The sequence below is a fragment of the Nonomuraea longicatena genome (assembly GCF_039525605.1).
GTDB classification, from domain to species: domain Bacteria; phylum Actinomycetota; class Actinomycetes; order Streptosporangiales; family Streptosporangiaceae; genus Nonomuraea; species Nonomuraea longicatena.
In genome coordinates this window covers 370,051-391,186 of the sequence record NZ_BAAAHQ010000001.1, presented here as the reverse complement: position 1 = coordinate 391,186, position 21,136 = coordinate 370,051, and the positions used below count along the sequence as shown (strand labels likewise).

19 protein-coding genes are annotated in these 21,136 nt (G+C 72.2%); 9 read left to right on the top strand and 10 right to left on the bottom strand.

Annotated elements, in window-relative coordinates; genetic code table 11:
- Positions 1 to 31 precede the first annotated feature (31 nt).
- Both hemG and hemQ read left to right on the top strand, forming a co-directional pair.
- Positions 32 to 1,426 carry a protoporphyrinogen oxidase gene (gene hemG / locus ABD120_RS01750; RefSeq protein WP_343947849.1) on the top strand — a complete coding sequence of 465 codons (1,395 nt, stop codon included), beginning with the start codon at positions 32 to 34 and terminating at the stop codon, positions 1,424 to 1,426.
- Positions 1,423 to 2,127, top strand: coding sequence for a hydrogen peroxide-dependent heme synthase (gene hemQ / locus ABD120_RS01745; RefSeq protein WP_343947848.1), 705 nt, complete (start codon positions 1,423 to 1,425; stop codon positions 2,125 to 2,127). The genes hemG and hemQ overlap by 4 nt, the downstream gene beginning before the upstream one ends.
- A gap of 155 nt (positions 2,128 to 2,282) precedes the next feature.
- On the opposite strand, the gene msrB is transcribed toward hemQ, so the two are convergent.
- The 3 genes from msrB to ABD120_RS01730 form a co-directional block, all read right to left on the bottom strand.
- The gene (msrB, locus tag ABD120_RS01740; RefSeq protein ID WP_343947847.1) at positions 2,283 to 2,684 is read right to left on the bottom strand and encodes a peptide-methionine (R)-S-oxide reductase MsrB; all 402 of its coding nucleotides are present in this window, start codon (positions 2,682 to 2,684) and stop codon (positions 2,283 to 2,285) included.
- 460 nt (positions 2,685 to 3,144) lie between these two features.
- Entirely contained in the window at positions 3,145 to 3,588 is a 444-nt protein-coding gene (locus ABD120_RS01735; RefSeq protein ID WP_343947846.1) for an NUDIX domain-containing protein, read from the bottom strand.
- Between the two features lie 14 nt (positions 3,589 to 3,602).
- On the bottom strand, positions 3,603 to 4,046 hold the full coding sequence (locus ABD120_RS01730) for a hypothetical protein (RefSeq protein ID WP_343947845.1): 444 nt from the start codon (positions 4,044 to 4,046) through the stop codon (positions 3,603 to 3,605).
- Positions 4,047 to 4,286: 240 nt separating this feature from the next.
- On the opposite strand from ABD120_RS01730, the gene ABD120_RS01725 reads away from it, so the two are divergent.
- The 3 genes from ABD120_RS01725 to ABD120_RS01715 are packed head-to-tail and all read left to right on the top strand — an operon-like array spanning position 4,287 to position 7,380.
- Entirely contained in the window at positions 4,287 to 5,426 is a 1,140-nt protein-coding gene (locus ABD120_RS01725) for a Gfo/Idh/MocA family protein (RefSeq protein WP_343947844.1), read from the top strand.
- The gene (locus ABD120_RS01720; RefSeq protein ID WP_425563911.1) at positions 5,423 to 6,553 is read left to right on the top strand and encodes a dihydrodipicolinate synthase family protein; all 1,131 of its coding nucleotides are present in this window, start codon (positions 5,423 to 5,425) and stop codon (positions 6,551 to 6,553) included. The genes ABD120_RS01725 and ABD120_RS01720 overlap by 4 nt, the downstream gene beginning before the upstream one ends.
- On the top strand, positions 6,550 to 7,380 hold the full coding sequence (locus ABD120_RS01715; protein WP_343947843.1) for a sugar phosphate isomerase/epimerase family protein: 831 nt from the start codon (positions 6,550 to 6,552) through the stop codon (positions 7,378 to 7,380). Before ABD120_RS01720 ends, ABD120_RS01715 begins: the two co-directional genes overlap by 4 nt.
- Here ABD120_RS01715 and ABD120_RS01710 read toward each other — a convergent pair.
- From ABD120_RS01710 to ABD120_RS01690, 5 genes are all read right to left on the bottom strand, one after another.
- On the bottom strand, positions 7,359 to 9,926 hold the full coding sequence (locus ABD120_RS01710; protein ID WP_343947842.1) for a PEP/pyruvate-binding domain-containing protein: 2,568 nt from the start codon (positions 9,924 to 9,926) through the stop codon (positions 7,359 to 7,361). The genes ABD120_RS01715 and ABD120_RS01710 overlap by 22 nt on opposite strands.
- Positions 9,927 to 9,975: 49 nt before the next feature.
- A complete protein-coding gene (locus ABD120_RS01705) occupies positions 9,976 to 10,863 on the bottom strand; it encodes an alkaline phosphatase family protein (protein ID WP_343947841.1) in 888 nt (295 codons plus the stop codon).
- A 10-nt stretch (positions 10,864 to 10,873) separates the two neighbouring features.
- A complete protein-coding gene (locus ABD120_RS01700; RefSeq protein WP_343947840.1) occupies positions 10,874 to 11,653 on the bottom strand; it encodes a sugar phosphate isomerase/epimerase family protein in 780 nt (259 codons plus the stop codon).
- Positions 11,654 to 11,679: 26 nt separating this feature from the next.
- Positions 11,680 to 12,684, bottom strand: a complete 1,005-nt coding sequence (locus ABD120_RS01695) for a LacI family DNA-binding transcriptional regulator (protein WP_343947839.1) — start codon at positions 12,682 to 12,684, stop codon at positions 11,680 to 11,682.
- Positions 12,685 to 13,019: 335 nt separating this feature from the next.
- Positions 13,020 to 14,129, bottom strand: a complete 1,110-nt coding sequence (locus ABD120_RS01690; RefSeq protein ID WP_343947838.1) for a hypothetical protein — start codon at positions 14,127 to 14,129, stop codon at positions 13,020 to 13,022.
- A gap of 539 nt (positions 14,130 to 14,668) precedes the next feature.
- Here ABD120_RS01690 and ABD120_RS01685 point away from each other — a divergent pair.
- From ABD120_RS01685 to ABD120_RS01675, 3 genes are all read left to right on the top strand, one after another.
- A complete protein-coding gene (locus tag ABD120_RS01685; RefSeq protein WP_343948239.1) occupies positions 14,669 to 15,832 on the top strand; it encodes a thiolase family protein in 1,164 nt (387 codons plus the stop codon).
- The gene (locus ABD120_RS01680) at positions 15,829 to 17,901 is read left to right on the top strand and encodes a 3-hydroxyacyl-CoA dehydrogenase NAD-binding domain-containing protein (RefSeq protein WP_343947837.1); all 2,073 of its coding nucleotides are present in this window, start codon (positions 15,829 to 15,831) and stop codon (positions 17,899 to 17,901) included. The genes ABD120_RS01685 and ABD120_RS01680 overlap by 4 nt, the downstream gene beginning before the upstream one ends.
- Positions 17,902 to 18,012: 111 nt before the next feature.
- On the top strand, positions 18,013 to 18,426 hold the full coding sequence (locus ABD120_RS01675) for an SSI family serine proteinase inhibitor (RefSeq protein WP_343947836.1): 414 nt from the start codon (positions 18,013 to 18,015) through the stop codon (positions 18,424 to 18,426).
- A gap of 4 nt (positions 18,427 to 18,430) precedes the next feature.
- Here the strand turns inward: ABD120_RS01675 and ABD120_RS01670 are convergent, their stop codons facing one another.
- Both ABD120_RS01670 and ABD120_RS01665 read right to left on the bottom strand, forming a co-directional pair.
- Entirely contained in the window at positions 18,431 to 18,940 is a 510-nt protein-coding gene (locus ABD120_RS01670) for a DinB family protein (protein ID WP_343947835.1), read from the bottom strand.
- A gap of 4 nt (positions 18,941 to 18,944) precedes the next feature.
- Positions 18,945 to 20,411, bottom strand: a complete 1,467-nt coding sequence (locus tag ABD120_RS01665) for an amino acid permease (protein WP_343947834.1) — start codon at positions 20,409 to 20,411, stop codon at positions 18,945 to 18,947.
- A gap of 119 nt (positions 20,412 to 20,530) precedes the next feature.
- On the opposite strand from ABD120_RS01665, the gene ABD120_RS01660 reads away from it, so the two are divergent.
- Positions 20,531 to 21,136, top strand: a 606-nt coding sequence (locus ABD120_RS01660) for a DedA family protein (RefSeq protein ID WP_343947833.1), incomplete at its 3' end; no start/stop codon positions are given.

Sequence of the window (21,136 nt, the reverse complement as noted above, 5' to 3'; positions counted from 1 at the left end):
ACCGGTCGTGCAAGACGGTAGCGTCGGGGACGTGGAAGGCAACCGGGCCCATGTGGTCATCGTCGGGGGCGGCATCTCGGGGCTGGCGGCGGCCTGGCAGCTGAGCCAGGGCGGCGCGGACCGGATCAAGGTGACCGTACTCGAAGGCAGCACGCGAATCGGCGGCAAGCTCCACGTCGGCGAGGTGGCGGGCGCCGCCGTCGACGCCGGCGCCGAGTCGATGCTGGCCAGGCGCCCCGAGGGCATCGAGCTCGCCAGGGCCGTCGGCCTGGGCGACGACCTGGTCGACCCCGGCACGACCCGGGCCGCGATCCTGTCCAGGGGCGCGCTGCGGCCGATGCCGAAGGGCCAGGTCATGGGGGTGCCGTCCGACCTGGCCGAACTGGCGAGGTCCGGCATCGTCTCACCGGCCGCGCTGCTGCGGGTGCCGCTCGACCAGGTGCTGCCGGCGACGCTGGTGCGTACCGATGTGTCCGTGGCGGCCTACATCCGCGCCCGGATGGGCGAGGAGGTCCTGGAGCGGCTGGTCGATCCGCTGCTCGGCGGCGTGTACGCGGGCCGGTCCGACATGCTGTCGCTGGAGGCCACGATGCCGAGGGTGGCGCTGGCCGCCCGTACGGAGCGCTCGCTGCTGGCCGCCGCCCGCGAGATCGCCGCAGAGGCCCCCAAGGACGCCGGGCCGGTGTTCACCTCGGTGCGCGGCGGCATCGGCAGGCTGCCGGAGGCGGTCGCGAAGGCGTCGGGCGCCGACATCCGCACCGGGGTCACGGTCCGCGAGATACACCGGACCGAGACCGGCTGGCGGCTGGTTACCGGGCCGGTGCCCCACCCCGAGACGATCGAGGCCGACGCCGTCATCGTCGCCGTGCCGGCCGCTCCCGCGGCCCGCCTGCTCCGGGCCGAGGTGCCGGAGGCGGCGGCCGAGTTGGCCCGCATCGAGTACGCCAGCATGGCGATCGTCACCCTCGCCTACCGGCCGCACGCCTTCCCCGAGCCGCCGACCGGCAGCGGCTACCTGGTGCCGCCCGTGGAGGGACGGCCGGTGAAGGCGGTCACCTTCAGTTCGGTCAAGTGGCCGCACCTGGGCGACGGCCTGGTCGTCGTGCGCTGCTCGATCGGCCGCGTCGGCGAGGAGCATCTGCTGCAGCGCGACGACGCCGAACTGCTCTCTCTGGCCACGGCCGAGATGGGCGCGGTGATGGGGGCGCGGGCGCTGCCGGTCGACAGCCGGGTCACCCGCTGGGGCGGCGCCCTGCCGCAGTACAACGTGGGCCACCTCGACCGGGTGGCCCGGATACGCGCGGCGGTGGCCGTCCAGCCGGGGCTCGCCGTGTGCGGCGCGGCCTACGACGGGCTCGGCATCCCCGCCTGCGTGGCGACGGCCCGCACGGCCGCCGCCAGGATTCTGGGAGGATTGGAAAAATGACGGAGAGCACGCAGCGGCCGAAGGCCCGTGATCTCAACCAGGTGATCCGCTACACGATGTGGTCGGTGTTCAAGGTCACCGAGCCGTCGTTCCCCGACAACCGCTACGGGGTCACCGAAGAGGTCACCGACCTGCTCGACCGGGCGGCGAACAAGGGGGTCGTGACGCGGGGGCTGTACGACGTGTCGGGGTTCCGGGCCGACGCCGACTACATGTTCTGGTGGCACGCGGCCACGCCGGACGATCTGCAGGACGTCTACTCGCGCTTTCGCCGTACGAAGCTCGGCAGGGGGAGCACGCCGGTGTGGTCGGCCATGGCGCTGCACCGGCCGGCGGAGTTCAACAAGTCGCACATCCCGGCGTTCCTGGCGGAGGAGGAGCCGCGCGGGTACGTGTGCGTCTACCCGTTCGTGCGCTCGCTGGAGTGGTACCTGCTCGACGACGCCGAGCGCCGGGCGATGCTGGCCGAGCACGGCCTGATGGCCCGCGACTACCCGGACGTGCGCGCCAACACGGTCGCCTGCTTCGCGCTCAACGACTACGAGTGGATGCTCGCCTTCGAGGCCGACGAACTGCATCGCATCGTCGACCTGATGCGGCACCTGCGCGGCGCCAAGGCCCGCATGCACACGCGCGAGGAGATCCCGTTCTACACGGGCGTACGCAAGCCGGTCACCGACTTCGTCCGCAATCTGCCCTAGCAGATGCGGATACGGGTCTTCAGGCACACCTGACACCGCTGGGTGACGACGCGACCAATGGCCTCGATCGTCACCCAGCGATGACGAATGTGCACGAGACCCACGTACTGCCCTCTACCCCCACCCGTCGATCGATACGCGCCGTCGCAGGGCGCTCACTGTTCGGGTTCGAGGCGCAGCGACACCGAGTTGATGCAGTAGCGGTCGTCCGTGGGCGTCGGGTAGCCCTCGCCGTGGAAGACGTGCCCCAAGTGGGAGTCGCAGCGGGCGCAACGGACCTCGGTGCGCACCATGCCGTGGCTGTTGTCGTCGATCAGAGTGACGGCGGAGGACTGCGACGGCTCGAAGAAGCTGGGCCAGCCGCAGTGTGAGTCGAATTTGGCCTCGGAGCGGAACAGTTCGGTTCCGCAGGCGCGGCAACTGTAGACGCCGACGGTCTTGGTGTCGACGTACTCGCCGGAGAACGGGCGCTCGGTGCCCGCCTGGCGCAGCACGTGGAACTCCTGCGGGCTGAGCTGAACCCGCCATTCGGCGTCGCTCTTGACCACCTTGTCCATGCTCACAGCCTACGAGATCCGGCAAAGAGAGATCTCCGCCGGGCAAGCATCCTTTCTGGGGCGAATCTGCGTCTTTATCAGCATGGGGGTGTCATACGCCTCCTGTTGAAGGGGTGATCATCTGCCGGGTCGCCCGATCGGCACAGCCCACGCCCGTGCTGGCGCCGTCGGCGACCGACGAGGTCCGGCCGGGCGACGCGCCAGCGCCCGGAACGGCGCCATGGCGGGTGATTCGCGTCCGGACCGTCGAGCCCCCGGTCCCGCCACTGGGCGTGCTCCGGTCCGGGCCCACCCCTTCGTTCATTGAGTCATTACGGCCGGCCGCCCCCACCCGCCGCCCACCGCCCCCCTGAGCGGCCTCTCCGGCACCACGCACCCCGCGCGTGTCGCGCCGTCACGCCGCACTGTGGGCCGCCCGCCGGGGTCGGCCCACGCCCGTGAACTGAGCATCGTGCCCGGCCTATGTCCTGATCTGCGGGTTGCCGGAGAGGCGGATGAGTGCTGCGAGGTTCTTCCTGGTGATCTCGGAGAGCCGCTCCGGCAGATCGGCCGGTTCGAACCAGCCGACCGCCGCGCACTTGCCGGGCTCGCGGATCTCCGGTTCGCCGCCGGTGTGCCGTCCCCGGTACGTGATCGACACCCAGTGCTCTCCCCCGGGAAGGAAGTGGTCGAAGGCACCCAGCGTGCCCGTCAGTTCGACCTCCATGCCGTACTCCTCGCGGATCTCCCGCCTGGCGGCGTCCTCAAGCCCCTCCCCCAACTCGACCTCGCCCCCGGGAAACTCCCAGGTGTCGGGCTCGTTGCGCGCCGCCCGCCCGCGCAGCGCGAGGAACACCCGGCCCGCCTCTCCGAATATCACGACGCCGACCCCGACGCCGACGTGGTCGAATCCCGGACGGCCCATGGCGCGCACTTCCCCTATTTCACGAAAGGCAGGATGAACGTCGCGGCGAACCACCACATGAATGCGATGGACGTCGCGATGAAGGCCACGATGTAGGTCTCGTACCAGCGGAAGAAGTTCCGCACTCTGGGCTTCTTCCTGAATCCCGGGTAGACGATCTCGTCGGTCAGTTCGCATTCCTCGTGGCGGTAGTCCAGCCACGCGAGGATGCCGACGAGCACGAGCAGGATGGTGAAGGTCCCGATCACGGTGATCAGCGACAGCAGTCCGATGAGACCCGCCCGGGTCACCGTGGGGGTGACGCCCCAGCCCTTGTAGCCCACGAACAGCGCGAGTCCGGCGGCGGCGAGGGCGCTGGCCATGGCCTGGTAGATGGCGAGGAATTTGTAGACGTTCTCGTTCGTGGCGTGGATCTGCTGGAGAATGTACTTGTATCTTTCCAGCGCGAACTCTTTCACGACCTCCCGTTCGTCGACCGCCGGGAGCGGAGCCGGAGTCCGTTGCGACCGCTCGCCGAACCGTGCGTCCGAACTTCGGGCGCGCATATCGAAGAAGCGCATATGTGGTTGCCTATCACACGGTCATCCGCCGGTCCACTCGCCCATTTCCCGGCAATTCGCCCGTTGCGCGGCTCTTGACGTCGTAGGGGGCGTCGCCGTACGTTCGCTTGGAAAGCGCTTTCCGTGGGAGGGGTTGCGATGGGCGTGCGCACACTCGGCGTCGCGATGAACGGGGTCACCGGCAGGATGGGCTACCGCCAGCATCTGGTCCGGTCCGTCCTCGCCATCAACGAGCAGGGCGGGGTCGCGCTCTCCGACGGCGGCCGGGTCGTCCTCGAACCCATCCTGGTCGGCCGCGACGCCGCCAAGCTGGGCGACATCGCGGCCAGGCACGGCATCGGCGAGTACACCACCGACCTGGACGCCGCGCTGGAGCGCTGTGACGTCTACTTCGACTCGCAGATCACGCACGCGCGGGTCAAGTCCGTGCTGAAGGCGATCGACGCGGGCAAGCACGTGTACGCGGAGAAACCCACCGCCGAGACGGTGGCGGAGGCGGTCGCCCTCGCGGCCGCCGCCTCGGCCAAGAAGGTCAAGAACGGCGTCGTCCAGGACAAACTGTTCCTTCCCGGCCTGCTCAAGCTGAAGCGACTGGTCGACTCCGGGTTCTTCGGGCGGATCCTGTCGGTGCGGGGCGAGTTCGGCTACTGGGTGTTCGAAGGCGACTGGCAGGAGGCGCAGCGCCCGTCGTGGAACTACCGCGCACAGGACGGCGGCGGCATCGTCCTCGACATGTTCCCGCACTGGCACTACGTGATGGAGAACCTGTTCGGCCGGGTCCGCTCCGTGTACGCGCAGGCGGTCACGCACATCCCCGAGCGGGTCGACGAGCGGGGCGATCGGTACGAGGCCACGGCGGACGACGCGGCGTACGGGGTCTTCGAGATCGAGGGCGGGATCATCGCCCAGATCAACTCCTCGTGGGCGGTGCGCGTGAACCGCGACGAACTCGTGGAGTTCCAGGTGGACGGCACGCACGGCAGCGCGGTGGCGGGGCTGCGCGGCTGCCGTGCGCAGCACCGGGCGCTCACGCCCAAGCCGGTGTGGAACCCCGACCTGCCCGCCACGGCGCGGTTCAGGGACGGCTGGCAGGAGGTGCCGGACAACGCCGAGTTCGACAACGGGTTCAAGGTCCAATGGGAGCGGTTCGTCCGGCACGTGGTCGAGGACGCGCCGTTCCCCAACGACTTCGCCTCGGGCGCGCGCGGCGTGCAGCTCGCGGAGCTGGGGCTGCGCTCCTCGGCGGAGGGCCGCCGGATCACGGTGGCGGACCTGTGAGGATCGACCTGCCCGGCGGGCCGTACACGCTGAGGGAGCCGGTCGCCTGGGGCAGGCCGCAGGCGCCCGCCCGCGAGCGGATCGCCTACGCGGCCGCGCACGTCGTCGCGGACCCGCTCGCCGACAACACGCCCGGCTCCCCCGCCGCGCTCGACTGGGACGCGACCCTGCGCTACCGGCACCACCTGTGGTCGTACGGCCTGCGCGTCGCGGACGCGATGGACACCGCGCAGCGCAACATGGGCCTGGACTGGGCGGCCACCCGCGAGCTGATCGGGCGCAGCGCGCGGGAGGCGGCGACGCTCGGCGACCCGGCGCTGCTGCTGTCGTGCGGCGCGGGCACCGACCACCGTCCGGAGGCGGCCACGCTCCAGGCCGTCACGGACGCCTACCTGGAGCAGATCGAGACCGTGCGCGCGTCCGGCGCGGGCGTGATCGTGATGGCCTCCCGCCAGCTCGCGCGGGTGGCGGGCGGCCCGGAGGACTACCACCGCGTGTACGGCAGGCTGCTCGCGGCCGCCGACCGGCCGGTGATCCTGCACTGGCTGGGCGAGATGTTCGACCCGCAACTCGCCGGTTACTGGGGCTCGCACGACGTGGAGGCGGCGACGGAGTCGTTCCTCGCGCTGGTGCGCGAGCACGCCGCGCGGGTGGAGGGGGTGAAGGTGTCGCTGCTGGACGAGGAGCACGAGGTGCGGCTACGCGCCGCCCTGCCTGCGGGGGTGCGCCTGTACACGGGCGACGACTTCAACTACCCGTCGCTGATCAGGACCGGCTCGCACGCGCTGCTCGGCATCTTCGACGCCATCGCCCCCGCGGCCTCGGCCGCCCTGGCGGCCCTGGACGCGGGCGACACGGACGCCTACGAGAAGATCCTCGCGCCGACCGTCCCACTGTCGCGGAAGATCTTCGAGACGCCGACGTTCGGCTACAAGACCGGGATCGTCTTCCTGGCGTGGCTGAACGGCCACCAGGACGCGTTCACGATGGTGAACGGCGCCCAGTCGGCGCGCTCGCTGCCGCATCTGGTCGAGGTGTTCCGGCTGGCCGACCGGGCGGGCCTGCTGAGCGATCCCGACCTCGCCGTCCGCCGGATGGGTGCCCTGCTGGCGGTGAACGGCCGGTGAGCCTGTCACTGAACCAGCGCACCACCAAGCGGTGGACGGTCGAGCAGGCCGTGGCCGGGTGCGTCCGCCACGGCATCGAGGCCGTCGGCCTGTGGCGCGAGGAGGTGGCCGAGCAGGGGCTGGCGGAGAGCGCCAAGCTGGTGCGCGAGGCGGGGCTGCGGGTCTCGTCGCTGTGCCGGGGCGGCTTCCTGACCAGGGGCGACCGGGCGGCGCTCGACGACAACCGGCGGGCCGTCGACGAGGCGGCCGAACTGGGCGCGGCCTGCCTGGTCCTGGTGGTGGGCGGGCTGCCCGGCGTGGCGCCGGGCCAGGCGCCGGGGGCCGCCGCGTCCCGGGATCTCGCGGGGGCGCGGGCCACGGTGGCGGCCGTGCTCGACGTGCTGGCCCCGTACGCGGGCGAGCGCGGGGTGCGTCTTGCGCTGGAGCCGCTGCATCCGGTGTACTGCCCGGACCGGGCGGTCGTCTCGACGCTCGGCCAGGCGCTCGACCTGGCGGCGCCGTACCCGCAGGAGTGGGTGGGGGTGGTCGTCGACACCTTCCACGTGTGGTGGGATCCGCAGGTGTTCGAGCAGATCGCGCGCGCGGGCGCGCGCATCGCCTCCTACCAGGTGTGCGACTATCTGCACCCGCTGCCCGCCGACGTGCTGCTGGGGCGGGGGATGATGGGCGACGGGGTGATCGACTTCCCGCCGCTGACCCGGGCCGTGCTCGCCGCGGGGTACGGCGGCGACATCGAGGTGGAGATCTTCAACGCCGAGGTGTGGGCGGCCGACCCTGACGAGGTGGTGACGACGATGAAGGAGCGTCACGCCCGCGTGGTGTTCTGAACGGTTCCCGACGCGCCGTCCACGACGAGGATGTCGCCGGTGGTGACGCGGGCGATGGCGTGGGCCACGCCGACGACGGCCGGGATGCCGTACTCCCTGGCCACGACCGCGCCGTGGGACATCGGCCCGCCCATCTCCATGACGAGGCCGCCCGCCGTGAGGAACAGCGGGGTCCAGCCGGGGTCCGTGGAGGGGCAGACGAGGATCTCGCCGGGTTCGAGGTGGGCGCCGATCGGGTCGGTGACGACGCGGGCGGGGCCGGTGACCGTACCGGCTGAGGCGGGGGTGCCGGTGATGGCGCCGTCGGCGGGCGGGGCGGCCAGGGCCTCGGGCTCGGTGCCGTCCGACAGCAGGACGCGGGGCACGTGCCTGCGGCGGGACTCGCGCGCGTGGACGGCCTTGCGTTCGGCGACGAGGGCGCGCAGGTCGCCGCCGCCCAGCGCCTTCCTGGCCTCGCGGAGGTCGAGGAAGTAGACGTCCTCGGCCTCGGCGAGGACGCCGGTGGCCACCAGGTGCTCCCCCACGATCCGGAGGCTGCGCCGGATACCCGCGAGGATCCGTACAAGATGGGACTTGGGCAGTTCGCGGAGTCCGGCGAAGCGGCGGGTGCGGTCGAGCGCGAGGCGGACGACGGCGCGGCGCACCGGTCCCCGGGTGGCGGCCGCGACACGGGCGGCGGCGGCCCGCGCGTCCTCGGCGCCCTTGGCGAACACCGCGTCGGGGGCCAGGCGGTCGTCCATGCGCAGGTAGTTGGCGAGGACTCCGATGATGTGCGCCGGGTCGTCCGACCAGCGCGGCACGCCGAGGTCGATCTCCGCCACCCCGCGATGCCCGTACATCCGCATAAATCCGGAAATGGCGTCTTGTGTCGCCTGCGGCAGCTCCCCCGCCGCGTACGCTCGCGCGACCTCGGCCACCGGGCGGTCGCCGAACGGCTCGATCCGCGACGCGAGCCGCCACAGCGCGAGGTCCATCTCCGTGGTCGGGTTGTTGGGCAACGCGCGCAGCACGTCCTGCATGTCGGCGAGCGGCACCCCCGACACCCGCGAGGCCAGCGCGAACATCCCGTAGCCCGCCGCCCCGACTGGCAGCAGTGAGATCATCAGCGGAAACGCCCCGGCGAGGGTGCGCTCGGCATGGTCGAGCCGCTGCAGCGGGGTGGCCGTCTCCGGCACCTCCAGCCGCCGGTCGATCTCCGCGCCGAGCCCCCTGCTGAACTCCAGCGCCCGCTCGGGCCGGGTGAGCGCCGTCCACAGGCGCCGCGGTGCGTGCACGGTCCGCGCCAGGCGGGCCACGGCGCGCAGCAACGGGCGGCGGGAGCGGTGGACCACCGACAGGCGCGGGTCCTCGGTCAGCCCCCCGAGCAGCGCCGACGTCCTGGCCTCCCCGATGTCGAGGAGCTTCGGCAGGAGGGCCCGGCCCGCCCGGCTGCGCACGGCGGTGGTGAGGTCGATCCACACGCGCTGCCCGGACACGGAGATGGGCGGCGCCCCCTCCAGCGGGTCGGCGGGCGGGTAGCCGACCAGCCGGGCCGCCCCGGAACTGACCAGTTTGATCGCTGCCAGTCCCATCGGGGTGATCGGGCCGAGGACGCCCTGGGCGACGTTGAAGCTGAAGTGGACGCGCAGCCCGTCGCGTCCGGTCTCCGGCACGGGGAACAGGGTCGTGATGGGCCTGGCCTGAGTGAGCCAGAGGCGGCCTGCGCCGTCGAGGGCCCATTCGATGTCCTGCGGGGCGCCGAAGTGCGCCTCCGCCCTGGCGCCGAGCCGGGCCAGTTCGCCCACCTGGGCGTCGGTCAGGCACAGGCCGTCCGAGGCGTTCTCGACGAGTTCGGTGCCGCCGCCGGGCAGCGCCCTGACGGCCAGGTGCTTGTCGCCCGCGTGCCGTTCGCGCACCCGTCCGGTTCGGGCGTCGGCGACGAACCGGTCGGGGTTGACCGCGCCGGAGACGACGGCCTCGCCGAGCCCCGGGGCCGCGTCGATGACGGCCTCGCCGCGACGGCCGGTGATCGGGTTGGCGGTGAACATCACCCCGGCCACGCTCGCGTCCACCATCGTCTGGACGACGACCGCGATGCGCACGGCGCCGTGGCCGACTCCGTGGGAGTCGCGGTAGGCGACGGCGCGGTCCGTCCACAGCGAGGCCCAGCACCGGCGGACGGCCGCCAGGACCTCCTGGGCGCCGACCACGTTGAGGAAGGTGTCCTGCTGGCCCGCGAAACTGGCGAACGGCAGGTCCTCGGCGGTCGCGGAGGAACGGACGGCGACCGGCCCCATGCCCGCGCAGGCCGTTTGGACCTCCTGCGCCACGGACTCGGGGACCGGGGTGGCGAGCAGGGCGCGCCGGGCCCGCTCGGCGAGGTCCGGTCCGCCCGCCGCGATGATCCCGGGCAGCCCGGCCGCGTCGGCGGCCTGCCGGTAGGCGTCGGTGGTGAGCACCCGGCCGGGCGGGACGGGCAGTCCCGCCCGGGTCAGCTCGCCGAGGTTGGCGGCCTTGCCGCCCACCTCGGCGAGCATCGTGGCATGCACGTCGGAGAACTCGAGCATGCTTCACAGTGTGAGGGCTCGGGGCCCGGAATTCAACACTTGATGAAACTCAGAGCGGCAGGGCCTCCCCGTCCAGTTCCCACTCCGCCTCGACGGGCACGCCGACCTGCGCCAGCGCGGTCGGCGCCACGTCCACCAGACGGGCCTGCCCGAGCGCACGGCCGCCCAGGTCCTCGCCCATGCGGCCGACGATCACGAACGTGGTGCGTTCCTCATCGGTGACGCCGCCGTGGCCGCCCGCGTCGAGGTGGCCGTGGTCGGTGGTCACGATGACCGTCCACCGCTCGCCCGAGAACGACGGACGGGACCCGATCGCACTCAGCAGACGGTCCAGGTATCGGTCCTGTGCCATGAGGGCGTCGGTGTACTCCTCGCAGTGGGGGCCGAGGTCGTGGGCGACCTCGTCGGTGTCGCCGAAGTAGACGAAGCAGAGGTCGGGGTCCTCCTCGGCCAGGTGGCGCTCGGCGGCGGCGGCGATCTGCTTGTCGGCGACGGCGAAGGTGAGGGCGGAGCCGTCGAGGACGACGCGGGTGGCGATGGCGGGGCCGAAGGCGCCGTGCTCCTCCAGCGCGGCCCACGAGAACAGGGCGGAGGTGGTGAGGCCGTGCCCGGCGGCCCGCGACAAGAAGTCCGGATATTTCGTGAAATCGGCGGTGGCGAAGCCGTTGTCCGCGACGCCGTGCTTGTCGGGCCAGACCCCGGTCGCGATCGACGACCAGCCGGGGCCGGAGTCGGTGCGGGCCGTGATCGTCCGGCCGGTCGGGGGGACCACCTGGCCCTTTGCGGCGGTGGTGGGGGCGGCGGCCTCGCCGTACGGAAGCCTGCCGGTGCCGTGGACGCCCGTGGCCAGCAGGCGGCCCAGCACCGGGGGGCGCAGGGCGAGGAGGCGGTCGAAGCGCAGGCCGTCCATGCCGACGACGAGCACCTTGTTCTTCACGGGAACTCCCTTACGCACTCGGGGAAAAGCGTCGTACCCAGGTTGCCGCACCCGGCAGGATCTCCTCCACCGGGGCCACCTGCGGATACCAGGTACGCTCCCACTCCAGCGACACCCAGCCGACGTACCCCTCCTCGCGCAGCAGCTCGCCGCACTCGTCGAGCGGCACCGACCCCGACCACATCGGCACCGGGGTCGGGTCGGTGGCCGAGACCGCGTCCTTCACCTGGACATAGGCCAGATGCGGGCGCAGCGCCGCCAGCGTGTCCGAGGGACGCTCACCGTGGCGCCACGGGTGCAGGACGTCCCACAGCGCGCCGGTCACGGCCGGGCGGTCGGCGAGATCCAGCAGCCGGGCCACGGCCGCGCCCGTCGGCATCAGGTCGTGGGTCTCGACGAGAATCCGAACGCCCAGTTCGGCCGCCGTGTCCGCGACCGCCCTGAGCCTGCGGGCGCCCACGCGGGGATCGTCGCCGCGCGGGAACACCCGCACGCCCGGAGCGCCGAGATCGGCCGCGAGCCTGAGTTCGGCGAGCAGCGACTGGACGGCGGGCCCGTCGTCGCCGTCCTCACACAGCCGCACGTAACCGGCCAGGGCCGCGACCGCCAGGCCCGCCGCCTCGATCGCCGACCTGACCGCCTCCCGTTCGGCGGGCATCAGGCCCGTGTGGACACCGGTGTCGGGGTGCAGCCTCAGCTCCAGGCCCGCGCAGTCGTGCGCGAGAGCGACCTCGATCGCGCGCTCCAGCCCGTCGCCGGGCAGGCCAAGGGTGCTGACAGCCAGTCGCATGCTCTCTCCTCGTCGTTGTGCGGGGGTCAGTCGAGCGGGCCGACGCTCTCGCGGAGGACGACCTCGCCGGGCACCTGCTCCACCACGGGCCGCTCGGCGGCGGACAGGGCCAGTTCCAGCGCGCGCGAGCCCATGTCGGCCACCGGCAGGCGTACCGTCGTCAGCGCCGGGACCTGGTCGCGCAGGGTCGCGATGTCGTCGAACCCGGCCACCGACACGTCCTGCGGCACCCGGAGACCGCGCTCGCGGTAACAGGCCAGCGCGCCGACCGCCATCACGTCGTTGACCGCGAACACGCACGTCGCCCTGCCTGCATCCCCGGTCACCTCCCCGGCTGCGCGGTGGCCGCCGTCGCGGTCGAAGGCGCCGTGGACCACCTGCGGCGCGGGCAGTCCCAGCTCGGCCAGCGCGGCGACGAACCCGGCGCAGCGGTCTGCGGCCGTCAGCAGTCCGGGCGGGCCCGCGAGTACGGCGAAGCGCCGGTGGCCGAGCCCGGCCAGCGAGCGCGCCAGCGCGGCCGCGCCCTCCCGGTTGGCGGGCGCGACCGTGTGGACGCCGAGCAGGTCCTGCCCGACGCACGCGACCCGGCCGCCGCCCGCGACGTACCGGCCGAGCTCGGCCCGCAGCCGCCCGGTCACCTCGGGGTCGTCCACGCGGGAGCCGGCCAGCAGCACCGCGCGTACCCGCTGGGCGTGCAGGGTGGCGACGTAGGCGATCTCCTGCTCGGGGTCGCGGTGCGTGGTGCCGACCATGACCAGCAGCCCCTGCCCTGCGGCGGTGCGCATGGCGCCGTCGGCGAGGGCGGCGAAGTAGGGGTCGGTGAGATCGTGGACGACGATGCCGATGACGTTGCCGGCGCCCCGGGCGAGCGTCTGGGCGGCGATGTTGGCGCGGTAGCCGAGTTCGGCGGCGGCGCGCTCGACCCGCTCGCGCAGGCCGGCGCCGACCTGGCGGGTGCTGCCGTTGAGCACACGTGAGGCGGTGGCGAGCGAGACGCCCGCGTGCCTCGCCACGTCTTCGAGGGTGACCACGGCTCCTCCCGGAAAGCGATTTCCTGCGCGCGGTCCCATTCTGCTCCTCTTCCCGCCGCCTGCACACGGGAGGCGCGGCGTAGGAAGGCGGGAACACGAGAGGCGGGGAGGCGCGAGAGGCGGGGAGGCGCGGGAGGTGTCGTGGCGCGGGAGCGCGCGCCACGACGGGCGAAAGCCCCTGGACAGGGCAGAACACCGCGACGCGAAGCCGTCGCGGTGAGAACGAGCGCTCGCACGATGGCGAGCCGCCGTCAGGCGAGCGGCCCGAGGCGCGGGCCGCCGTGGATCGGTGAGCGGTCGCCGTGACGGGCGGATCGCTCGGCCGTCCGGAGGATCTACCGGCCGAACAGCCAGTCCAGCAGACCGCCGCCGCCCCCCGACGGGTTCTCGGGAGCCTGCGAGGCGGGCGGCTGCTGCTGAGCCGGTGGCTGGGTGGCCGCCGGGGCCGAGGGCGGAGAGCTCTCCCGAGGGCTGTCCTCCTGCTTCGGCGCCTGCGACTGCTCACGGGTGGAGGAGTCGCGCTGCTGCGAGGTGTCGCCGGAGTCGACCGGGCCACGCGTCTGCTCCGGCGCCCGGGTCCCCCTGGTCGCGGGCTTGATCGTCTCGCGAGGCGGCTGCGAAGCCGGCGGCTGGCTGCGGGGCGCCCGTGCCCGCTGAACGGTCGGTGTCGGCGTGGGCTCGACGCTCTCGCTGGCCGTCGGGGTGGGAGTCTCCTCGGCGATCGGCTCCTCGACCGGTTCCTCGGTCTCCTCGCCGGCGGGCACGGTGGGCGTGCTGAGCTGCTTGACGCTCGCGCACTGCGCGCCCGAGCACTCCTCCGGGCCGGAGTTGGTGAGCATCCACCCGGCACCGGCGCCGAGCAGCACCACGGCGACCGCGGCCAGGACCAGCGACTTGGAGCGGCGGCGGGGCTCCGGCTTCGGCTCGGGCTCGTCGCTCCAGCCGGAACCGAGGAAGCCCTTGCGCTGACCGTCGTCGCCGTCGTCGTAGGCGCGGTCGACCGGCAGGTAGTCGTCGTCGCGGTGGTCGCCGTCCTGGTCCTGGCGCTCCTGTGCCCTCGGCTCGTCGTACCCCTGGGCGTACTGCTGGGGGTCTTGGACGTGGCCGGCGTCCTGGGCGAAACCGGCGTCGAAGGACGGCACCGGATCCAGGGACGGCACCGGGTCGTGGGAGCGGCCGGTGTCGGAGGGCAGGCCCAGGTCGAGGGCGGGTGCGGGGTCGCGGGGCGGGCCCGGGTCCGCGTCGAGGACGTCGCCCTGGTCGAGGACGTCACCGGAGCCCTGCCCGCGCAGTGCGCTCTGGTCGAGGGGGATCGCCCCCTGCTCGGTGGGCAGGTGGTACGGCTCCTCGACGGGCTCGGGCGGCAGGTGGTAGGTCTCGTTGATGACGACGGCGGGCTGCTCGTCGGTGTCGGTCGCGTCGGTCTCCCATCGGGGGGAGAGCACGTCGCCCGCAAGGTCCGCGTCTAATGGCCTCCCCTGCTCATCCTCGTATGTCCGGTCTTTGTCGTCGCGCGCCACGATGTACCTCTCTAGCTACCACGTGTGATCGCGACCCTTCTTAACAGACTCCACCACACCTTGTCCGGAAATTTCACTTGAAAGTCACAAATCACCGGGAGCCACAGCTCACGCTGCGTAAACGCCGCCACCCCGCACTCCACGCAACGTGACCGCCACCACCCGTCAACACCTAGGCCCCGCCCGAATCCCCGCCCCGCCGTCCCCACAAAGGCCCTAAGTCTCCCTCAATTACGGCAAAAGCCGCCCTCCCCGCCACCCGCCGCACTCCGCCCGGCGGCCTCCAGGAACACGCTCCTCCCCTGCCCCCGCCCCACCGTGACGACTCCGCTCTTACCCGGGTCCCTGCCCGTGCCGCCCGCACGGCCGCCACCCCACTCCACGCAGTAGTTACTGGCGAGTAGCATAGGGCGGGAAGCTGTCCAGCAACGAGGAGCGAATCCGTGCCTTCCTCTCGTGACGTCGTGTTCGTCGACGGCGTGCGCACGCCCTTCGGCCGGTCAGGGCCGAAAGGGCTGTACGCGGAGACCCGCGCCGACGACCTGGTCGTCCGCGTCATCCGCGAGCTGATCCGCCGCAACCCCGATCTGCCCCCCGAGCGGATCGACGAGGTCGCGATCGCCGCCACCACCCAGATCGGCGACCAGGGCCTGACCATCGGCCGCTCGGCCGCCGTGCTGGCCGGGCTGCCCAAGACCGTCCCCGGGTACGCGATCGACCGCATGTGCGCGGGCGCGATGACCGCCGTGACCACCGTCGCGGGCGGCATCGCCTTCGGCGCCTACGACGTCGCCATCGCGGGCGGCGTCGAGCACATGGGCCGCCACCCGATGGGCGAGGGCGTGGACCCCAACCCGCGCTTCCTGTCGGAGAAGCTCGTCGACGGCAGCGCCCTGGTGATGGGCATGACCGCCGAGAACCTGCACGACCGCTACCCCGCGATCTCCAAGGGGCGCGCCGACGCCTACGCCGCACTCTCGCAGGAGAAGGCCGCCAAAGCGTACGCCGACGGCCGGATCCAGCCCGACCTGGTCCCGGCCGCGATCCGCACGGCCGACAAGGGCTGGGGCCTCGCCACACAGGACGAGGCGCCCCGGCCGGGCACCACCGTCGAGGCGCTGGCCGGGCTGAAGACGCCCTTCCGCGCCCACGGCCGGGTCACGGCGGGCAACTCCTCCGGCATCAACGACGGCGCCACGGGCTGCATCGTGGCCGCCCGCGACACGGCGGAGGAGTTGGGCCTGCGGCCGAAGATGCGCCTGGTCTCGTACGCCTTCGCGGGTGTGGACCCCGAGGTGATGGGCGTGGGCCCGATCCCCTCGACCGAGCGGGCGCTGCGCCTGGCGGGCCTCGACATCGCCGACATCGGCCTGTTCGAGATCAACGAGGCGTTCGCCGTCCAGGTGCTGGCCTTCCTCGACCACTTCGGTCTCGCCGACGACGCCGACAACGTCAACCAGTACGGCGGCGCCATCGCCTTCGGCCACCCGCTGGCCTCTTCCGGCGTACGGCTGATGACGCAGTTGGCCCGCCAGTTCGCCGAGCGGCCGGACGTGCGCTACGGCATCACCACCATGTGCGTCGGCATGGGCATGGGCGGCACCGTGATCTGGGAGAACCTGGCATGAGCATCGCTGAGCTGTTCGAGGACGAGGTTGTCACGAAGGCGCTGGTCCGCGACGTGGACCTGCCGGGCGGCGCGGGCACGATGGCGCTGATCACCCTGGACAACGGCTTCGACCACACCAAGCCGAACACCTTCGGCCCCGGCGGGCTCACGTCGCTGGGCGAGGCGCTGGACGCGATCGAGGCGCGTACCGACCTCGCGGCCGTGGGCGTGACGGGCAAGCCGTTCATCTTCGCGGTGGGCGCCGACCTCAAGGGCGCGGCGATGGTCCGCACCCGCGAGCAGGCGCTGGAGATCGGCAGGCTCGGGCACGCGGTCTTCCGCAGGCTGGGCGCGCTGCGGGTGCCGTCGTTCGCGTTCGTGAACGGCGCGGCCATGGGCGGCGGGCTGGAGGTCGCCCTGCACTGCACCTACCGGACGATCTCCTCCGGCGTCCCGGCGGTGGCGCTGCCCGAGTGCTTCCTCGGCCTGGTGCCCGGCTGGGGCGGCACACAGTTGCTGCCCCGCCTGATCGGCCCGCAGGCGGCGATCAAGTTGATCATCGAGAACCCGCTGTCGCAGAACCGCATGATCAAGGGACGGGACGCGTTCGCGATGGGCGTGGCGGACGCCCTGTTCGAGCCGGCCGACTTCCTGGAGGAGTCGCTGCGCTGGGCGGCCCGCGTGGTCCTGGGCGAGGTCGCGGTCGAACGCGGCGCGCACGAGGACGCCGACTGGGACAAGGCGGTCGCCGACGCGCGTTTCCTCGTGGACCTGAAGCTGCGGGGCTCGGCGCCGGCGCCGTACCGCGCGCTGGACCTGATCGCCGGCGCCCACGCGGGCGTCGACTTCGACGCCGAGGACGAGGCGCTGGCCGACCTGCTCATGGGCGACGAACTGCGCGCGGGCCTGTACTCCTTCGACCTGGTGCAGCGGCGGGCCAAGCGCCCGGCGGGCGCGCCGGACAAGGCCCTGGCCCGCAAGGTCACCAAGGTGGGCGTCGTCGGCGCGGGACTGATGGCCTCGCAGATGGCGCTGCTGTTCGCGCGGCGGCTGGAGGTCCCGGTCGTGCTGACCGACCTCGACCGGGCCCGCCTGGACAAGGGCGTCGGGTACGTCCACGCGGAGGTGGACAAGCTCCTCGGCAAGGGCCGGATCACCGCGGACCAGGCCAACCGCCTCAAGGGCCTGGTGACCGGGTCGCTCACCAAGGACGCCTTCGCCGACGCCGACTTCGTCATCGAGGCCGTCTTCGAGGACATGGAGGTCAAGAAGAAGGTCTTCGCCGAGGTCGAGGAGCACGTCTCCGCCGAGTGCGTGCTGGCGACGAACACCTCGTCGCTGTCGCTGAGCGAGATGGGCTCCGCGCTCGCGCACCCCGAGCGGCTGGTCGGCTTCCACTTCTTCAACCCGGTGGCGATCATGCCGCTGCTGGAGATCGTCAAGGGCGCGGAGACCGACACGGCGACGCTCGCCACCGCCTTCGCCGTCGGCAGGACGCTGCGCAAGTCGTCGGTACTGGTCAAGGACGCGCCCGCGTTCGTCGTCAACCGGCTGCTCACCCGGTTCATGGGCGAGGTCATCGCGGCGGTGGACGAGGGCACCCCGCTGGAGGTCGCCGAGCACGCCCTCGACGACCTGGGCCTGCCGATGTCGCCGTTCGCGCTACTGCAGCTCGTCGGCCCGGCGGTCGGCCACCACGTGTCCGAGACGCTGCACGCGGCCTTCCCCGGCCGGTTCGGCGTCTCGGCGAACATGGCCGCGCTCGTCGCCTCGGGCAAGCCGGGCGTGTACGCGCCGGACTTCTCGCTCGACCCGGAGGCGGTGGCGCTGTTCGCGGGCGGCACCGCGCCGTCCACGGCCGAGGAGGTACGCCGCCGCGTGCTGTCGGCGCTGGCGGAGGAGATCCGGCTCATGCTGGACGAGGGGGTCGTGGCGGCGCCGGAGGACATCGACCTGTGCATGATCCTGGGCGCCGGGTGGCCGTTCCACCTGGGCGGGATCACGCCGTTCCTCGACCGGGCGGGCGTGGCGGAACCGCGCTTCCTGGCGCCGGGCGTGGCGTCGGTCCCCGTACAGCCGCTCGCATAGCCGCCCGTGCGGTCCCGCCAGGGGGGCGGGGCCGCACGGCGTGTTCCTCAGCGGGATCGCGGGGGCCGGAGGTTAGCGTGGAGACCCGGGAGAACAAGCGAGGGGATCTCCATGAGGACGGCTATGCTCATGGCGCTGACCAGCGCGCTCGTCGTGTCTGTCGCAGGGCCCGCAGTGTCCGCAGCAGGGCCCGCCGCCTCGGCCGCGAAAGACCCGAAGATGCCCAAGGCGGTCATGCGCATCATCGTGCTCGTGGGCTTCGACGACCGGAAGACGACCTATCTGGCGTGCGGCCCCGACGGCGGCGGCGAGCATCCCCGGCCCCACGCGGCCTGCAAGAAGCTGCGTTCGGTGAAGGGCGACTTCGCCAAGCTGGTCAAGCGCGGGGTGCGCTGCCCGGGTGACCACATGCCGCACCAGGTCACGATCACGGGCACCTGGCGCGGCAAGCCGATCAAGTTCTCCAAGGTGTACGAGAACAGTTGCGAGATGCGGGCGGCGGGCGGCGCGCTCTTCCGGTTCTGACCTCTCACTCCCCCGTGACGCCGTCGATGCGCTCGCGCAGCAGGTCGGCGTGGCCGTTGTGGCGGGCGTACTCCTGGGTCAGGTGGATGAGGATGTGCCGGTGGGAGTAGCGCTCGCCGTGGCGCTCGCGCTCCGACAGCGTCTCCAGCGGGAGGCGCGCGGAGATCTCGCGGGCCAGTCCGACCTCGGCCCGCCAGACCGCCAGGGCGCCTTCGGGCTGGACCCTGACCACGTCGAACTCGGAGTCGTCCACGTCGTTCCAGTACAGGGGGCCGACGTCGGCGCCCGCGAGGACGGTCCTGAACCAGTAGCGCTCGACGTCGGTGAGGTGGCGGACCAGTCCGAGCAGCGACATCACGGACGGCTCGGCCGAGCGCAGCCGCATCTGCGCGGGCGACAGCCCGGCGCACTTCCACGCGAGCGTCTCACGCTCCCAGTCGAGGAAGGCCGTGAGAAGCTCGCGTTCGGTGCCGGAGGCCGGCGGGTCGGTACGGGGGTCAGCGGGACCGTTCATCCGCCTATTTCATCGTATGGATGCCGTGGACGCGGCTGTGGCGGTAGCCGTAGAAGAAGTAGAGCAGGCAGCCGATGGCCATCCACACGAGGAAGCGCAGCCAGGTCTCGACCGGCAGGTTGAGCATCAGGTAGAAGCAGGCGAGCACCGCCAGGACGGGCAGCAGCGGCACCAGCGGGGTGCGGAAGGATCGCGGCAGGTCGGGCCGGGTCCGGCGCAGGATGACCACGCCGACGGCGACGACCACGAAGGCGAACAGGGTGCCGATGTTGACCAGTTCGGCCAGTTCGCTGAGCGAGATGAAGCCGGACAGCAGCGCGGTCACCACGCCGATGATGACGGTGAGGCGGGCGGGGGTGCCGTACTTCGGGTGCACCTTGGCCAGGCCGCGCGGCAGCAGTCCGTCGCGGCACATCGCGAACAGCACCCGGCTCTGACCCAGCATGAGGATCATCACCACGGTCGTGAGCCCGGCGATGGCGCCGATGCTGATGAGCGCGGCGGCCCACGACTGGCCGACGGCGGTGAAGGCGTCGGCGAGCGGCGCGCTGGTGCTGAGCTGGTCGTACTTCTGCATGCCGACGACGACGAGGGAGACCGCGACGTACAGCAGCGTGCAGATGACCAGCGAGCCGATGATGCCGCGCGGCAGATCGCGCTGCGGGTTGATGGTCTCCTCGGCGGCGGTGGCGACGATGTCGAAGCCGATGAAGGCGAAGAACACGATCGCGGCCGCCGAGAAGATCCCGAGCACGCCGAAGGCGACCGGGGTGGTGCCGAACAGCACCTGGATGAGCGGCGCCCGCAGTCCTTCGACGGCGGGGCTGGCCACCGGCTCGGGGATGAAGGGGGTGTAGTTGGCCAGCTTCACGAAGAAGAGCCCGGCGATGATCACGAGCAGGATGACCGCGACCTTGATCATGACGATGACCAGGTTCACCCGTGAGGACAGTTTGATGCCCAGGACCAGGACCGCGGTGAGGATGGCGACGACCACCATGGCGGGCACGTTCACGACCGGGTCCTCCCCCGCCATCCAGCCGGGCAGGGTGAGCCCGATGGAGTGCAGCAGCGAGGCGAAGTAGCCCGACCAGCCGACCGCGACGACCGCTCCGGCCAGGGCCAGTTCGAGCAGCAGGTCCCAGCCGATGATCCAGGCGGGGAACTCGCCCAGCGTGGCGAAGGAGAAGGTGTAGGCGGACCCCGCGACCGGGATCGTCGAGGCGAACTCGGCGTAGCACAGCGCCGCGAGGCCGCAGACGACCGCCGCCACGACGAACGACAGGGCGACCGCCGGTCCCGCGGTCTGTTTGGCCACCTGCCCGGTCAGCACGAAGATGCCGGTGCCCACGATCACGCCGATGCCGAAGACGGTCAGGTCGGTGGCCGTCAGCCGCTTCCGCAGCCGATGCTCGGGTTCTTCGGTGTCCCGGATCGACTGCTCAACGCTCTTCGTGCGAAAGATGTCCACGCTGGCCGAGTTCCCCGATTGACCGCCTGTCATGCCTCCTGCAAGTGGCCGACCGCGATCAGGGTCGGCTCGGGGCTGTCCCTGATGCCGGGCGCGGACCGGGCCATCAGGCTCGAAGCATGGTCAACGATGTCCTCGACGGCCTGGCGAGCCAGGGCCTCGGTCTGCTGTGGCCGGTCATGCTGGTCTTCCTCACGCTGGACGCCTCCGTCGGCGTCGGGCTGTTCGTGCCGGGCGACGGGCTGCTGCTGGTGGCGGGGACGACGGCCGACAGCGTGCCGGAGGCGCTGGCGCTCATCGCGGCGGGGGTGCTCGCCTGTTTCGCGGGCGCGTCCGGAGGCCACCTGCTCGGCCGCAGGTACGGCCCGCGCCTTCGGCACGGGCGGCTCGGACGGCGGATCGGCGAGGAGCGATGGGCGAAGGCCGAGGCGCTGTTCCAGCGCAGCGGGTGGGCGCTGGCGCTGGCCTACTTCCTGCCGGTGGTGCACGCGCTGACGCCCGCGCTGGCGGGCGCGGTCGGGGTGCCGTACCGGAGGTTCATGCCGTGGGCGGTGGCGGGGGCCACGGCGTGGGTGGGGACGTACGTGACGCTGGGCGCGGTGGCGGGCGAGGTCGTGCGGACGCACGCGGAACTGCTCCTGCCGGTCGCGGCGGCGGTGATCGCGGCCATCGTCGCGATCCCCGCCGGGGTGCGGGCGCTGCTCAGCTCCGGGCGGACGGGCTCC